The organism is Bacillus sp. N5-665 (assembly GCF_022637375.2).
Taxonomy (GTDB): domain Bacteria; phylum Bacillota; class Bacilli; order Bacillales; family Bacillaceae_G; genus Bacillus_A; species Bacillus_A wiedmannii.
Window position 1 is genome coordinate 242,082 of sequence record NZ_CP093324.1, and the last position, 15,609, is coordinate 257,690.

Here is a 15,609-nt window from a genome sequence, read left to right on the forward strand (position 1 = left end):
TCACATTACTTCTAGCAATCTCAAAAAACTCATAAAGTACCCCTTTGTTGAAGATCAATGCCTATAATCCCATAAGATCCTTTACATGTTTAGCGTTCTTTTTAGATGTTAGTTTTTCAAGTAATAAAAATGCAACATCAAAAGCTGTACCTGGATTTGAAGATGTAATAACATTTCCATCTTGAACAATTAAATCATTTTGTACTATTGCACCGAAATTCTTTAACTGCTCTTTTCGTTTACTTGTTGGATGACTGTATGTGGTGGCTTTTTTGTCTGTAAGAATTCCACTTTTACCAAGCGCTAATGATGCAACACAGATACTGGCAATAGGCTTCTGCTTGGCATAAAAATGTTGAATAACATGTAAGAATTCTCTACTGTATGCATCACGATAAAAACCAGCTTCTTCAAACCCTCCTGGAATAGCTAGTGCATCAAACTCATCTAATTGAATATCATCAACCGTTTTTTCGGATATGACAGTAAAATTCCAAGTACAGGTTAATTTATTACGAAGACCAACTGTTACGACCTCGGTTGATCCATCTCCCTCCCATTTATTCCAACCTAGTACGTCTGTAAATACACTAGCTTCCACTGCTTCAAATCCGTCAGCTAATAATAATAAAATCTTTTTCATATCGTAAATCGCCTCCTAATATCCTTATTTTATACAAACATAGAAGGCTGATAAATAAGTTTAATAAGGATATTCGATTGTTTGGCTTTATTATATAAAGAATTTAGTTTATTCTAGTTTATAAAAAAAGGTTGGATAATTTATGGATTAAATTGATAAAAAAATCGTGGGATTATTACAGTCAAATGCAAAAATTTCAATGAAGGATTTAGCAGAAGCCGTTCACTTATCTTCTCCGTCAGTAACTGAGCGAGTACGGAAGTTAGAGGAACAACAAATTATTGAAGGTTACCATGCACATGTTTCTCTAAAAAAAATAAACCGTCCAATTTCTGCGCTTATATTGTTTAAATCAAAGGATTGTAAATCATTAGCTAACTTTTGTTATAATCATCCAGATGTACTTGAATGTTACAGAGTAGCAGGGGAAATTAGCTATATTGTCAAATTAGCAACATATTCTGTAGAAAGTTTAGAACAATTTATTGATGATACAATGCAATATGGTACGCCTTCAACGAATATTGTGTTATCTTCTTATGAAAAAAATAATTGCTCCCTTTATTAGTGAAGAATAAAAATACAGGCCTAATCAATTAACTATTGCTTACTCAATAATCCTTTAAAAATAGCCCTGATTTTTCTGACTTGTATAAAAAAATCAGGGTCTCTAATCATTTTTATCGTTTTGGGGTGGATTTGTTTTCTTAAGTTTATGGGCATGCGTCGTACCCCATAAAGGGAAAAAGAATTAATTTTCGAATATTTAACTATAATATACTAAATTTAGGAGGAGCTTATGAAAAGGATTTTATTGAAAAAAGCATTTTCCGCGTTAGTATTGACCATAGTTTTAACATTCTCATTTTCTACTGCTGCATTTGGAGAATCCGGAACTACCCAATCACTTAAAATGAACAATGTTCTTGAAAGGGTTGTGACGGTTGAAACAAAGGGTGAATTTGATCATGAAGAGACCCAAAATATGGTTGATCGTCTCTGGAGCATCCCAACTAATATATTGATCACCATGCATAAACAGGGAGTTCAGGTTAAACTGATTAATTTCCCTCTTACTGATTTGCCGGAGTATGAATATTTAAGGGGAACCGTTCCAAGGGGATGGGAACAAACTCCATATACGTGGGATGATGTGCCAGGTGCAGGTGGGCAGACAGTTGTTGCTCGAATCGGTTACAGCTATAAAAAGATGCATAGTTCTGTAAGCCTTGAGCTGCATGAAACAGCCCATTCCATTGATCATTATGTATTTGACAATATTAGTTATTCGGATGAGTTTACTGAAATTCACGCTTTGGAGCATGATGATTTTAATGACAATCCATATTTCGATTACAAGGAAGAATATTTCGCCGAAGCCTTTGCCTATATTTATGCTGGTCCAGACACGAAGGCTGAGTTAGAAGAAAAAGCTCCATTAACTTATAAATTTATTAATGAGTTGCAGCGGAATATCCCATCGGAAAAGCATTCAAACAAGTAGAATTATAGAATTTTTCCATAATCATGGGATTCCCAAGTTATAGAAACGGAATTCAAAAAGGGGTACGGCAAGAATTCCTTCTTTTTTGAGCCACTTAAAGAAAAGTCTTTTTATCCATTTAACGCTTGCTAGGTGTCAATATTTGTGCGAAAAAAGCTGTGATCAGTGATTTTTACTTGATAAAATAATTTATTTATGCTATAAATCATTTTTATAATTTTAAGGTATATAATAGGATTCTCCTGGCCAGGGGAATCCTATTTTTTTGTTCTAAAAGGGGGGCACGCTCCATCGCTATTAAGCTAAGAAATACAAATACGCCCAAAAAGAGAAAATTGACATCTTCATGTGAAAATGTACATTTTTTTGTTTTGGGGTGTTATAAAATTCTTAAGTTGATAGCGATGTGGTGAGACCCCTAGTAATACTCTATTTTTTGTATTTCTATAATAGATAATTTTTTAAAAAGACAGAATTATCTTGACAGTTATTGAATGGATTGATAAGGTTATAAAAAAATATTTCTTATCCAGAGAGGTGGAGGGACTGGCCTTATGAAACCTCAGCAACAGGTCTGCTTAAGTAGACACTGTGCTAATTCCAGCGGGTGAAAATCCTGATAGATGAGAGCTTCCGTTTTTATTTGTCAGTAGCGCCCTCTTTTTTAGAGTGCGTTTTTGTTTTTTCTGGATAGTAACTAAAGGAGAGTAGAAATGGAGAACAAAAATGGGCAAGAATTTCAAAGGAAAATGCAAGCACGTCATTTAGTCATGCTATCACTTGGTGGGGTGATTGGAACTGGCTTATTCTTAAGCTCGGGTTACACTATTCAACAAGCTGGCCCCTTTGGAACACTTCTATCCTATCTGATTGGTGCGCTAGTGGTTTATCTAGTTATGCTATGTTTAGGAGAGCTTTCCGTACATATGCCTGAAACGGGCGCATTTCATAGTTATGCAGTTAAATACATTGGACCGGGTACAGGGTATACAGTAGCCTGGTTGTATTGGTTAACTTGGACTGTTGCTTTAGGTTCTGAATTTACAGCCGCAGGATTACTTATGAAGCGATGGTTTCCATCAATTAATGTTTGGGTATGGAGTGCTCTTTTTGCCATTTTGATCTTTGTATTAAATGTCCTGACTGTTAAATTTTTCGCCGAATCCGAATTTTGGTTTTCATCGATAAAGGTTATAGCTATTGTGATTTTTATTGCTTTAGGAGTAGCGGCAATGCTAGGGTTTCTTCCGATGACTCATTCAAAAGCAGCACCATTCTTTTCTAATTTTACAAGTGGAGGTTTATTTCCTCATGGTGCTACGGCCATTATAATGACCATGCTTGCGGTTAATTTTGCTTTTTCGGGAACAGAATTAATAGGCATTGCAGCTGGAGAAACAGCGAACCCGGAAAAAATGATACCGAAGGCCATTCGAACTACTCTGTGGAGATTGATCATCTTTTTTGTAGGAACGATTGTTGTTTTATCTGCGTTATTGCCTATTTCCGATGCAGGGGTATTAGAGAGCCCTTTTGTTGCAGTTCTAGAACGAATTGGGGTGCCATATTCAGCTGACATAATGAATTTCGTTATCTTAATAGCCATTTTATCTGCGGCAAACTCAGGCCTTTATGCCTCTTCTAGAATGCTTTGGTCGCTTGCTAATAAGAATACGATATCCCCGATTATTGGAAAAATGACGAAGCAAGGTGTTCCAATCAACGCCGTCATTTTCAGCATGGTGGGTGGAGCTTTGGCTTTGCTCTCAAGTATTGTGGCACCAGATACTGTCTATATCGTACTTGTTTCCATTTCCGGTCTAGCAGTAGTTGTAGTTTGGATGAGTATTAGTGCTTCCCAGTTCCTATTTCGCAGACAATTTTTGAAAGAAGGGAATTCTGAAAAGGACTTGATTTATCGCACACCACTATATCCATTAGTACCAATTGCTTCTTTTATCCTTTGTCTGGCATCGTGTATTGGAATTGCATTCGATCCAACACAGAGAATTGCCTTATATTGCGGCATACCGTTTATTTTGTTTTGCTATGGAAGTTATTATCTAACAAAAAATTTAAAAAAGAGGGGTGTAGATTATGTCGAACAAAATCAACCCAATTGATGCTATTTTATCCCAACATTCCATTATGCTTCTTGACGGAGCATTAGCTACAGAATTGGAGGCGCATGGATGTAATTTGGACGATCCCCTTTGGTCGGCACGTGTGTTACTAGAAAATCCGGAACTAATTTATCAGGTTCATTCGGACTATTTTCGTGCTGGAGCGGACTGTGCCATAACAGCAAGCTATCAAGCTACTATTAGTGGTTTTTCCGCACGTGGAATACAAGAACAGGAAGCTTTGGAATTAATTAAGAAAACGGTGTTACTTGCAAGAAGGGCAAGAGATGATTTTTGGAAGGAAAATACGCAAACGAATAGGCCTAAACCATTGGTTGTTGCATCAGTTGGGCCGTACGGGGCTTACCTTGCAGATGGTTCAGAGTATGTAGGCAACTATGGTGTGACAGATAAAACATTAGCAGACTTTCACCGTTCGAGAATGTCTGCGTTAATCGAAGCAGGTGCAGATCTATTGGCATTTGAAACGATTCCTTCTCTGCAAGAAGCAAGAGTATTAGATACATTATTGCGTGAGTTTCCAGAAACATATGCGTGGCTTTCCTTTTCGCTAAAAAATGAGAAAGAGATTAGTGAAGGTATGAAACTCGTGGAGTGTGCACGAGCTTTTGAGAAAAGTGAACAAATTGTAGCGATAGGCATCAATTGTGCGCCAGTAACCGTTGTGACTGGTGCAATCCAAGAGTTGAGGGCAAACACCAAAAAACCGATTATTGTTTATCCAAACTCTGGTGAAACTTATAATCCAGAAACAAAAACATGGCATGGTCATGAACAATGTAACTCGTTGGATATTCAATCTGAAGAATGGTACCAAGCAGGTGCACGTTTAATAGGTGGATGCTGCAGAACGACACCTTATCACATTGAGGAGATATCAAACAAGTGGCGTTCTTCCGAGTTTTTCTATTCGAACGAAGCAAAACAGTAATTTAATGGATGATAATCTATCTTTGTGTGTATTTTCATGATTTTGCTTGTTCAGGAATCTACAGTTACGTCTAGTGGCACAAAATGTCTTTTCAGAGACACAAATGTGGATGGTAGCCTCGGGAATCCAGTTAAATTTTGGGTACCTTAGGTATGGAAAGGAATCAGGGAAAATAAAAACCGCTAGTTTAATAGATATGGTAGACAACATGCTGAACCTTTTAATGAAGATGTAGTTGATCCAATTGAAGGTGAAGGGGACCATTTATTCGTAATTAAAGTTAACGAAGAGATTAATTTAGTTATTCAAAAAATAGTTCAATAACTATATGAAAATTTGTTGTGATAAAAATCCTTGTTGTAGTAGTAAATGTGGTCATATTGTTGTAAAAAAGGATAGATGTAAACAGGTATACTTTCCTGTTCATCTATCCTTTCCTCTTAACCTTATAAAATGTGTGACATTATATTCAATCGCATAAATATAGGATCTCATTACTATTTCCTTGACTTTTAATAAAACGATAGGGTTTATTTGGTATGCGTATTATTAAGAATATGCTTCTATTTTAGGAATGCTTTACCCCATAAAATGAAAGTAGACTTTGCTTCCATTCTTAAGTTGATGGATGTGTGGTGGGACCCCTTAGAGTACTTATAAAGTTTGCTGTTGCTTAGTTTTACGATTCAGTAGTAATTTATCTAAGGAAATAGATTGGATGTTAGTTACCGCAAAAAATAAAGATACCGCTAATAATAATAACTCAAATTCATAGCCTCCTATAAATCCATTATTGAATTTTACGGTAATAATCGCTCCAGCCATAAGTATAGAAAAAAAGGTTGAAATAAATCTTGTACCTAGCCCTAAAATAATTAAAATTCCACCAATTAGCTCAAGAATTGCGACTGGATAAGCAAGCCATTCAAATATTCCTAAACTGTTGAAAAAATTTTCTGTATTATGGATTCCATCTTGAAATTTTGTAAGTCCATGGGTAAAAAATGTTAAACCTAATACTAATCTAATAATGAATAGACTTAACTGGTCTCTGTTTGGCAATTGAATTTCCTCCTTTTAATAATCTGTATATGATATGGAGTCAAAGAACAGTATGCTTTTTTTATTTTTCAACTTTCCCATTTTTGGTTAATAAAATAAGGCTCTATCTTTCCAGTTTTTATTTGAATATCCTTAATTGTTGTACTATTAATGGCCCCTTTAATGGATCCAAATGTTTTATTTAGGATGTGACCGGCACTTTTGAATCCAACGTAATGCCCACGAACCATCCGTGGAAAACATGCACCAAACATACCGTTTACCGATATAATTGATTCGAAATGTAGAATTTCTGTAATTAATGTTCCGACTGTTGTAACTTTTATCTTACTATTTGGAGGTACTTTAATAGAACGCTCAATGGAAAGGGAGGTAATGATGGATTTTGAATTACTTTCTCCCACAAAAGTTGAAATATTAAATTTGTTTCCGAATTGAAATTCACCTTCCATGGTAAAATCTGATGTTAAAGTTAAACCTGTAGTAGATTCCGAAGTCCAAGATTGAATATTAGCCCATTTCTCTTTTATTGTAACTATAATTTCTGCTTCTTCATTACTAGGATTAAATACAAATTGTTCCCCTAGGCTTACTTCATTCTTTGAAGGCTCTTCAATATTGCTGAATATAAAAGGGCCAAGCGTTTTATAACAAGCGTGACCATAACGTTCAGTAATAGCAGGCTTATTATGAATTGGAAATGTCTCATTATTTATTGCGATTTCATAAGGAAGTAGCCCATAAAGATCTTTAAACGCGTCCATTATGGAATCTGTAGTTGAACCTAATGAATCTAGATCTGAAAAAGATAATTTTTCTTGTATAATCATACTAATGCTCCTTACTTATCAGTAATTTTATTTATTTGTTTAATCATGATGGAAAAGCAATTGAAATATGAGGAGGAGATAAACTAATAGTTTGACAGATACAATAAATAATCACTTTTGAGAATAAATTCCATTTTCCACTGTAGGATTCCTATCAATAATTACTTTTTAGAAATTTATAAAAATTTAATTGAATTTTAGGAAAATAGAAGGTTGTAATATTTAAAATGGGTGAGAAAGTGAAAATTGATATGAAGTATGTGGAATGAGGTGGTATTTCGATTAACTACAACACAGATCATATCGAAAAAGTGAAAGAAACAAGGAACAACACTCAAAATAATGATGATGTGTGGATCTGGTCATAAAAAGATAAATAGAAGTCATTATTTGCGATTTACCTAAATAACAACTGTATATGTCGAATGTGTATATATAAGAGATGAGTAAAGAATGTAATATGCAACCCCATCTAATTATCGTGTGTATGACAATTAGGTGGGATTTTTTTATATATAAAGAGTCTATTGATTACATTACGAATATGTTAAAGAAACTACACACTTGCGCGTAGAAGTATTTCACCATTTAAACTTTAGGAATGTCCCTTACGGTTTTATTTGCGTGTTACAGAATTCATATTGCGTGATGAAATAGGTTTAAGTAATAAAAATAGTTAAATATTGCTTGTTGAAAGCACAATTTGTAACACATACGATTAAAACATATGAGAGTTATCTTTATATAATCTTGATATAAAATTCACTTTGTCTTTCTATAAATATGATTTTATCTAAATATGAACAAATTACACTCTCCTTAGAAAACATCGAGGAGAGATAATTATGAATTCATTAAGAAAAACAAGTTATTGTGTATTTGCACTATCGATATTCAATACAGGCATTGGTATGTCCTATAGTGATAGTCCTATATTTACTAAAATACAACCTGCCGTACTACAAGAAGAGGATACAAGGTTAGAAGTAGAATATGAGAGGGATGTATCTGCAGAGCCAGAAAAGGTTGTTGAAACTGAAAATGTACCTATAGAACAAGAGAAAGAGATAGTAAGGCCATTGGATGTGCCGCTTATTTTACAAAAACCAGAATTGATGCGCGGTTGTGAAGTGACCAGTCTTGCAATGGTATTACAGTTTTCTGGTGTTCAAGTCGATAAGATGGAATTAGCTTCGAAAATAAAGCATGTACCATTTCAAAGTAATGGTTTGAAGGGAAATATGCACAAAGGGTTTATTGGGGATATGGCTACTTTTGATAAACCTGGATTAGGTGTTTATGTAGAACCGATATTAGAATTGGGAAAATTATATGTAACAGAAGAAAAAGTGAAGAATCTCAGTCACAAAGAACCTCAGCAAATTTATGAAGCCATAGATCAAGGACTCCCTGTATGGGTATTAACAAATGCTCTTTTTAAACAGTTACCTGATGATCAATTTTATACATGGAAAACAGAAGCAGGCGAAATGAAAGTGACCTATCAACAACATAGTGTCGTTGTGACAGATTATGATGACCAATATGTATATATTAACGATCCGTTAAAGACGGAGAAACATATAGCAATCAATCGAAATGATTTTGAACAAGCATGGATTCAAATGGGAAGGCAAGCCATGGCCATTTCGATGTAGATAATTGTAGATTGGATGAAAATTGAAATGAAAAAAGTGTTAATCATTGAAGATGAGAAAATCATACGAGAGGCAGTATCGCAATATTTCTCGCATGATGGGTATGAAGTAGTAACAGCGGAAGATGGGCAAATTGGATTGGATATGTTTGCTTCACATGAGGATATCAATTTGATCATATTAGATATTATGCTCCCTGTTATGGATGGGTGGTCCGTTTGTAGACGGATTCGTAAGAACTCTATGGTTCCTATTATTTTATTAACAGCTCGAAGTGATGAGGATGATACATTACTGGGGTTTGAACTAGGAGCAGATGACTATGTAACGAAACCATTTAAACCTTCCATATTATTAGCGCGAGCAAATCGCTTATACAAAGAGAGTAATCAAATTGTACAATTCCAGGACTGCATTGATTTATGTGATATTCGTTTAGATAAATCGGCACGTACTGTTTCGATAAATGGACAAAAGCTAGAGTTTACACATACAGAGTATGAGATTTTACTTTCTTTAATGCAACATAAGGGACAAGTGCTGACAAGGGAGCAGTTAATCACGAACATATGGGGTTATGATTATGATGGGGATGATAAAACACTAACGGCACATATGCGTAATGTACGTGTGAAGCTTGGAGAGAAAGCAAGACATATTACAACTGTCGTACGGACGGGGTATAAGTTTGAGCTAGATAGATAATGAAAAAGAAAATTGTATTACAATTGTTTTCCCTTACTTTTTTACTATGCTGCATGATCATCGCTGTTATATTCTTTGGTCAAATGTATGTGACGAAATACTTGTATATTGATAAGGAAAAAGAAAGTGTTCAAAAACAATTACAACAGTATGAAAAATACTATGAATCTCATTCACAAGAAGAGATGAAAATACAAAAGATAGAAGAGAAGTTTGCAAACCAGCATGGTATTTTGATTGCAAGGCTAGATAAAGAAGCAAATATTAAAATGTTGCCATCAGGGGATTATTATTTGAAAGTCGTAGATAGAAATGACCCTACAAAAACTTCTAAAGTTGTGTTTAATAATTTTGTTAATGCAAAAGAACATGTGGGTTCGAATTTTAGTATTATTATTACCGATTTCATAAATAAATTATCTAATGTGGCTCTCTTGGATGTAGCTAGTAAGGGTGTAAGTAAGGATATAGTTACCCCAATGAGTATGAGAGCAAAAGGATATGATACAAGGTTTGATTCTTCAACATATCATCAGATATTGAAAAATACGCAGGATAGTACTAAAAAAGGACATCAATTGATAATACTTGATGGGCGGTATGCGCTCTATTATTTAGAGGGTGTTGTCAAAGAAATAAGTATGCCCAATTATGCAGACCCCGACGCTGTAAATACAATGTATAACAATGATATTTTTGCGAAACGCATATTAAATTTTCAAGCTGACTGGATTACAGATAAAGTGAAATTAGAGGATAGTAGTTGGACACAAAAAGAAATTCGTATTAATGGAATACAGTATATTGAAACAATAAAACCAATAATTAAAAATGGTCAAGTGCAAGAGATCCTATATACATTATCGTCTTTACAACCACTTACCAAAGCAAGCGATTTAATGAGTGATTATTACATATACATCATTGCATTTGTGCTAGTTCTATCGCTTATTGTGTCTTTCTATTATTCAAGAATCATTACGAAACCACTATTGAAAATAAATGAAGCGACGAAAAAAATCATGGAATTTAAGTTTCAAGATCAACTATCCATAAAGTCGAAAAATGAAATAGGCGAATTGTCCTCCAATATTAATCAACTATCAGCAAGAATGGAAGGATATATCAATCAGTTGAAAGATGACCTAGAAAAAGAGAAGCAATTAGAACAGACAAGAAAAGATTTTATTGCGGGTGTTTCTCATGAGTTGAAAACACCACTTAGTGTGATGCAAGTATCGGCATCTATGTTGCAAGATGGGATTGCGCCTGAAATGAATCAATACTATTGGGAGGCGTTAGAAAAAGAGATAGAGAAAATGAATGTGCTAATCGATGAAATGCTTAATTTAGCAAAATATCAATCCGGAACGTATCAAATACAAATGGAGCAGTTTTTTATAGGACGTATGATACACCAGGTTCAAAATAATCTTCACGTTCAAATTCATGAAAAGTCACTACAAATCAAAACAAATATAGATGATGTATGTGTGAAGGGGAAAGCAAACTTATTGGAACAAGTGATAACAAATCTGTTTACAAATGCAATTCGTTATACAAATACGGGACAAACCATTGTGATTGAGGTGAAAGAGGAAGAGTATGGCGTATATATAGGGTTTGAAAATAAAGGTTCACATATTACGGAAGAAAATATAGAGAAAATATGGGATCAATTTTATAGAGTGGATAAATCAAGAAAACGGGTTTGTGGCGGCACTGGCCTTGGGCTTTCGATTGTAAAAAATATATTCGAATTACATGATGCAGAGTACGGCGTAACCAATACAGAGGATGGGGTATTGTTCTACTTCCGTTTAGATAAATGGGATACAAAATAGTAAGGTGTGACAGAAAGCATAGACTTACTAAAGTGTTAAAGGGGATATTCATTCATATAGATTATTTTTAAAAAAGGTGTGAAGTCAATTCAATGACTTCACACCTTTTTACTTATTTACTATCCATTTTCTTGAATTTTTATTGTAAGTATAAATAAGTTTGGAGAAAAAATATCTTATCAATCTCTACCTTATAGTAATCACTCTTAACTTAAGAGGGAATTTTTCATTTATTTTCCCACACCCTATTTAGGATTATTATTCCAAATGTATAATTAGTTTATTCATATAAAAGGATATTTGTATTTCTTATCGAATATTTTAATTGGAGGGGATTAGGCGATGGAAAAATATATTCTTGATGAATTATTAAAGTGGGAAAAAAAATTAATAGAAAAGTATAAAGCGATTGTAAAAGTAGAAAAAGAAAAGGAACTTGAATCCTGTACTCTAATGAAAAAAATTGAAATTCTAAAAAAAGCGAGTGAAAAATTTGAAGGGGAAAGAAAAAAACTATTCATAAGAGCAGAAATCAATCCGCTTCAAGAAAGAGAAAAACAAATAGAGCAAGAAATTATAAGTACAAAAGGAATTTATTATGAGAATAAGGAAGAAATCGAAATTACACTTGAATACTTAAGAAAAGAAATTGATAAAGATGATGAGAGTCAGCAAATTATTACAGATCCCAAAGAGTTAATTTTAAAATAAAGCTAGAAAAGCGTCCCAAACGGATGCTTTTTTTCTTTGTTATATAGAAATCACACATTAAACGTGAATTTAAGTGAGAAGTTATTATATATAAATGTCTGTTATCTTTACTTTTTTGTTCCGTATAAGTCAGAATCAATATAAGATAAGAGTTTCCATAAAAAACTTATTTTATAGAAATTGAAAAAACTCATTCCATAGGGTATTTCTAATATAAAGAGAGAATATCGGAATCAACGAAATTCGACAATAGAAGAGTGGCAATTATATACTCTAAAAATACAAATAAAGTTCGCGCGAAATACCAATTTTACGAACAATAATATAGTTAAATAAAAATCTAATACCGTATTTAGGGATTTCAAGCTCAATTACATGAATCTTGGTATATTGGTATGTGGCTATATAATTCATATTTTATATAGAAATTATTAAATACTGAACTGTTCATTGAAAAATTTCATAGTAAATTACCTTTTAATATATAGGATTTATTCTTATGTTAATCTAATTAATTCCTCAAAATCATGATTAAATTAACTAATACATGTTAGATAACGAATTTTAAACTGTTTTCATATATTGATTTTTTTGCATGAATTTATATATAAAAATTGTTTTATTTTTAAATACATTTATATGTAGTTTTTCCACCATTTTTTATGGTTAAATACGAATTTCTCACTTAATTATCTATAATTTTTATTTGAGTAAATACATTATTCCTTTCACTATTGATTATATTTCAGCATCTCATAATTTAATTATGTAAATAAGTTTGTGTAAAAATTGAATTTAATGCGAACTTGTGTTCGTGTTCATTTTCTGTTATATTATATATGAGGTGATTTTTATGGACTATAGCAAGCAACGTCAAAAATCCGTACATCGTAAAAAATTATACGAAAATTTAAATGAAATGCCCTTTTACATAGAAGAATTTGTGGAGTATAAAGAATTGCATGATGCCTCTCCCTCCACCCTACTGAATTATGTATATGATTTTAGAGTCTTCTTTAATTGGTTATTATCTGAACAAATTATTGAATTGAAACCTATTAAGGACATATCCTTCTCTGATTTGGAGAATTTAAAGAAAAAAGATGTTGAGAACTTTATGAGATTTCTAAAACTACAACAAAACATGCAGAATTCTTCTGTTAACAGGAAAATTTCGGCCTTAAAATCTTTATTTAAGTACCTTACTTCCCTATCAGAGAATGAAGATGGAGAATGTTATTTTTATAGAAATGTAATGGCTAAAATAGAAATACATAAAGATAAAGAGACATTAAATGCTCGTGCAAAACGTATGAGATCAAAAATATTCCATAATGATGACGATCAAGAGTTTTTGAATTACATTAAGTTCGAACATGAAAAATCTTTAACAAAACATCAGTTGTTCTATTTCCTAAGGGATAAAGATCGGGATGTAGCTATCCTCTCACTCTTTCTTGGTAGCGGTATTCGTGTAAGTGAATTGGCCGATCTTCGTATGGAAGATATAAACTTAAAAGAAAGGCTAATTGATGTAATCCGTAAAGGAAATAAAGAAGATTCTGTATGGATTACTCCAATGGCATTGAATGATCTTGAAAAGTATATGGAAGTTAGAGATAACAAATATGCTCCTGGGAAAGAATTAAAAAATGTGTTTCTGTCGAAATATAAACATACTGCACAGCCTCTTTCGGTTAGGGCTATCCAAGATATAGTAGAAAAATATACTAAAGCATATGGAAAAAGAATGTCTCCTCATAAATTAAGACATACATTGGCAAATAAATTATATATGGAAGAAAAAGATTCGTTACAAGTCATGCAGCAACTTGGGCATACGAGCCAAGATACAGCTTTGTTATACACTCAGCTTGGGGAAACAACCATTAAAGATAGTTTAGGAAGAATAGGAAAAAATAAAGAATAAGAGTTTAGCAATTTTACATTGCTAAACTCTTATTCTTTTTCCTTACCTTAGTTTTAAATAATATATATATTTCTGTTGAAACTTAATTTTATTATGTAAAAAATACACAATTTAAGTTCTATCTTAATTGGTATATAAAAACATTTTATACTTTATCTACCTTTTACTTGTCATTTATTTCTACTTAATGAGAAATACTATTTGTAATACATTCATCGAACTTTTCAACTTAACTACTAGATATATCTCAAACATTATTTCTCATTTATCAATCAGTTTATGATTTTTTCGAACTTTGTAACAGAACCTTCTCATTTAAAAAAAATGATAAAGCAAATATTATTATGAATGCTGTTAAAGACATAAACGGAATTGTTATAAAACCTCCCCATTTATCATAGATTGTTAAACAGCTACTTGTAACACCACAAAAGCTACTTTTCTGTTGAGTAAATTGAATGAAATTATGGTAAGAAGAAATAATTATACCTATTAATGAAAAAAAACGAAGATAATATTTTATATTTTTATCATTAATTAGTATTGAAATAAAAATTAACAAAGGAATTGGGTACATAAAAATTATTTGATACCAACATAAACTACAGGGAACATAACCCTTTACTTCACTGAAATATAAACTCCCTATCGTAGCTACTAGTGAAACAAGAAAAGAAAAATATATCATATAATACTACAAATAATGATATTAATGATGCATTTAGCACTATTCGAAACAATTTCCTTAAATGTTGGAGGCAGCCTTTTATTAATTAATGACACAAGTCAAAAGCTAATAAATTATCCCTGGTTAGCGATGGGGCCTGTTATTTTCTTTACCATTGTTATTTTATCTATTAATGCTTTACTATCAGGTTTACAAAGCACTCTAAAAGGCGATGATGCATTTCACGAATCTTCTCTTCTACTAAATAAAATAGAGCAAGTAAAACATGAGAAATGGAAGATACATTTACAACAATTTAAACAATGGCTTTCAATAAAATTATAAATAGAAAATAATCTAATGAAAGCTATAATATTTTCAAATTAATCTTAGGGTGCCATTAATATTTTTGAAATTCTATAAAATATTAAGATTTGAATTTTTAGTTCAAAAACTTCAATATAATTGCACTGAATCTATAAAACTTGTATATACTGATAGTATGACTCTAAAAAGGGTCCGTAATTAATATGGTCCCAAATTGAACAAACTAATCCACCGTTATCTTAAACAAATGGCTCTTGGAGAGGCGATGAAACATATATTAATGTAAAAGGTTAATGGATGTACTTGTATCGTGCTGCTGATTCAAAAGGAAACAATCGGTCAATCTTTTCTAAGCAAAACAAGAGATTAGAAGGCTGCAAGGCGCTTTTTCAAGAAAGCTTTGCAGTCTTTTCATGTTTCAAAGTCCCGTGTGAAAGCAGTAGAGAAAAACCCAGACTATAATTCTAAAGAAAGAATAGCACGTTTTTTATTTTAGGGGGTATTTTGTTAGCTTGATAACGACGTGACGATATCCTGGATCCATCAACTTTATCGTTCTTACTATTCTAAAAATTAAAAACACGTTACTATTCTCTTATGTTAATGAAGGAATAGTAACGTGTTTTTATGAATTTAGAAAAGAGTTTTTGTTA

Annotated in this window: 13 protein-coding genes, 2 pseudogenes and 1 riboswitch; of the genes and pseudogenes, 11 read left to right on the top strand and 4 right to left on the bottom strand. The window is 32.5% G+C overall.

All coding sequences use genetic code 11. The features are described from left to right. Positions 1–61: 61 nt before the first annotated feature. Complete coding sequence (locus tag MNO09_RS01090) at positions 62–643, bottom strand: DJ-1/PfpI family protein (RefSeq protein ID WP_241950009.1); 582 nt, start codon at positions 641–643, stop codon at positions 62–64. Positions 644–842: 199 nt separating this feature from the next. Between MNO09_RS01090 and MNO09_RS01095 the strand changes: the two are divergent. The 4 genes and pseudogenes from MNO09_RS01095 (at position 843) to mmuM (ending at position 5,222) form a co-directional block, all read left to right on the top strand. Beyond that, positions 843–1,221: pseudogene (locus MNO09_RS01095) on the top strand (Lrp/AsnC family transcriptional regulator). Positions 1,222–1,442: 221 nt separating this feature from the next. Beyond that, on the top strand, positions 1,443–2,147 hold the full coding sequence (locus MNO09_RS01100; protein ID WP_088106879.1) for an anthrax toxin lethal factor-related metalloendopeptidase: 705 nt from the start codon (positions 1,443–1,445) through the stop codon (positions 2,145–2,147). Positions 2,148–2,669: 522 nt separating this feature from the next. Next, a riboswitch (SAM riboswitch) is annotated at positions 2,670–2,777 on the top strand. A gap of 83 nt (positions 2,778–2,860) precedes the next feature. Then, the gene (gene mmuP, locus MNO09_RS01105; RefSeq protein WP_241950010.1) at positions 2,861–4,270 is read left to right on the top strand and encodes an S-methylmethionine permease; all 1,410 of its coding nucleotides are present in this window, start codon (positions 2,861–2,863) and stop codon (positions 4,268–4,270) included. After that, positions 4,245–5,222: a homocysteine S-methyltransferase gene (mmuM, locus tag MNO09_RS01110; RefSeq protein WP_088106877.1), complete on the top strand. Its 978-nt coding sequence runs from the start codon at positions 4,245–4,247 to the stop codon at positions 5,220–5,222. The genes mmuP and mmuM overlap by 26 nt, the downstream gene beginning before the upstream one ends. Before the next feature lie 654 nt (positions 5,223–5,876). Here the strand turns inward: mmuM and MNO09_RS01115 are convergent. Both MNO09_RS01115 and MNO09_RS01120 read right to left on the bottom strand, forming a co-directional pair. Continuing rightward, positions 5,877–6,284: a DoxX family protein gene (locus MNO09_RS01115; RefSeq protein WP_088106876.1), complete on the bottom strand. Its 408-nt coding sequence runs from the start codon at positions 6,282–6,284 to the stop codon at positions 5,877–5,879. A 68-nt stretch (positions 6,285–6,352) separates the two neighbouring features. Next, positions 6,353–7,114, bottom strand: a complete 762-nt coding sequence (locus tag MNO09_RS01120; protein ID WP_070169500.1) for a hydralysin-2 — start codon at positions 7,112–7,114, stop codon at positions 6,353–6,355. A gap of 845 nt (positions 7,115–7,959) precedes the next feature. Between MNO09_RS01120 and MNO09_RS01125 the strand changes: the two genes are divergently transcribed. The 5 genes from MNO09_RS01125 (at position 7,960) to xerS (ending at position 13,962) form a co-directional block, all read left to right on the top strand. Beyond that, on the top strand, positions 7,960–8,772 hold the full coding sequence (locus MNO09_RS01125; RefSeq protein WP_241950011.1) for a C39 family peptidase: 813 nt from the start codon (positions 7,960–7,962) through the stop codon (positions 8,770–8,772). 27 nt (positions 8,773–8,799) lie between these two features. Next, complete coding sequence (locus tag MNO09_RS01130) at positions 8,800–9,477, top strand: response regulator transcription factor (protein WP_241950012.1); 678 nt, start codon at positions 8,800–8,802, stop codon at positions 9,475–9,477. Beyond that, entirely contained in the window at positions 9,477–11,321 is a 1,845-nt protein-coding gene (locus MNO09_RS01135) for a sensor histidine kinase (RefSeq protein WP_241950013.1), read from the top strand. Before MNO09_RS01130 ends, MNO09_RS01135 begins: the two co-directional genes overlap by 1 nt. Before the next feature lie 342 nt (positions 11,322–11,663). Next, a complete protein-coding gene (locus MNO09_RS01140; protein WP_088106872.1) occupies positions 11,664–12,032 on the top strand; it encodes a hypothetical protein in 369 nt (122 codons plus the stop codon). A gap of 853 nt (positions 12,033–12,885) precedes the next feature. After that, a complete protein-coding gene (xerS, locus tag MNO09_RS01145; protein WP_070168699.1) occupies positions 12,886–13,962 on the top strand; it encodes a tyrosine recombinase XerS in 1,077 nt (358 codons plus the stop codon). A gap of 277 nt (positions 13,963–14,239) precedes the next feature. Here xerS and MNO09_RS01150 read toward each other — a convergent pair whose 3' ends face one another. Next, positions 14,240–14,650, bottom strand: a complete 411-nt coding sequence (locus tag MNO09_RS01150; RefSeq protein WP_088106871.1) for a disulfide bond formation protein B — start codon at positions 14,648–14,650, stop codon at positions 14,240–14,242. Positions 14,651–14,677: 27 nt separating this feature from the next. Between MNO09_RS01150 and MNO09_RS01155 the strand changes: the two genes are divergently transcribed. Together MNO09_RS01155 and MNO09_RS01160 are read left to right on the top strand one after the other, a co-directional pair. Continuing rightward, the gene (locus MNO09_RS01155) at positions 14,678–14,974 is read left to right on the top strand and encodes a hypothetical protein (protein WP_241950014.1); all 297 of its coding nucleotides are present in this window, start codon (positions 14,678–14,680) and stop codon (positions 14,972–14,974) included. A gap of 184 nt (positions 14,975–15,158) precedes the next feature. Then, positions 15,159–15,416 (top strand): annotated as a pseudogene (locus MNO09_RS01160) (DDE-type integrase/transposase/recombinase); the annotation flags it as partial. Between the last annotated feature and the right edge of the window lie 193 nt (positions 15,417–15,609).

Excerpts from the sequence above, each read along its gene's own strand:
- MNO09_RS01090 (WP_241950009.1), bottom strand. The coding sequence starts at position 643 with ATGAAAAAGATTTTATTATTATTAGCTGACGGATTTGAAGCAGTGGAA.
- MNO09_RS01100 (WP_088106879.1), top strand. The coding sequence starts at position 1,443 with ATGAAAAGGATTTTATTGAAAAAAGCATTTTCCGCGTTAGTATTGACC.
- mmuP (WP_241950010.1), top strand. The coding sequence starts at position 2,861 with ATGGAGAACAAAAATGGGCAAGAATTTCAAAGGAAAATGCAAGCACGT.
- mmuM (WP_088106877.1), top strand. The coding sequence starts at position 4,245 with ATGTCGAACAAAATCAACCCAATTGATGCTATTTTATCCCAACATTCC.
- MNO09_RS01120 (WP_070169500.1), bottom strand. The coding sequence starts at position 7,114 with ATGATTATACAAGAAAAATTATCTTTTTCAGATCTAGATTCATTAGGT.
- MNO09_RS01125 (WP_241950011.1), top strand. The coding sequence starts at position 7,960 with ATGAATTCATTAAGAAAAACAAGTTATTGTGTATTTGCACTATCGATA.
- MNO09_RS01130 (WP_241950012.1), top strand. The coding sequence starts at position 8,800 with ATGAAAAAAGTGTTAATCATTGAAGATGAGAAAATCATACGAGAGGCA.
- MNO09_RS01135 (WP_241950013.1), top strand. The coding sequence starts at position 9,477 with ATGAAAAAGAAAATTGTATTACAATTGTTTTCCCTTACTTTTTTACTA.
- MNO09_RS01140 (WP_088106872.1), top strand. The coding sequence starts at position 11,664 with ATGGAAAAATATATTCTTGATGAATTATTAAAGTGGGAAAAAAAATTA.
- xerS (WP_070168699.1), top strand. The coding sequence starts at position 12,886 with ATGGACTATAGCAAGCAACGTCAAAAATCCGTACATCGTAAAAAATTA.
- MNO09_RS01150 (WP_088106871.1), bottom strand. The coding sequence starts at position 14,650 with ATGATATATTTTTCTTTTCTTGTTTCACTAGTAGCTACGATAGGGAGT.
- MNO09_RS01155 (WP_241950014.1), top strand. The coding sequence starts at position 14,678 with ATGCATTTAGCACTATTCGAAACAATTTCCTTAAATGTTGGAGGCAGC.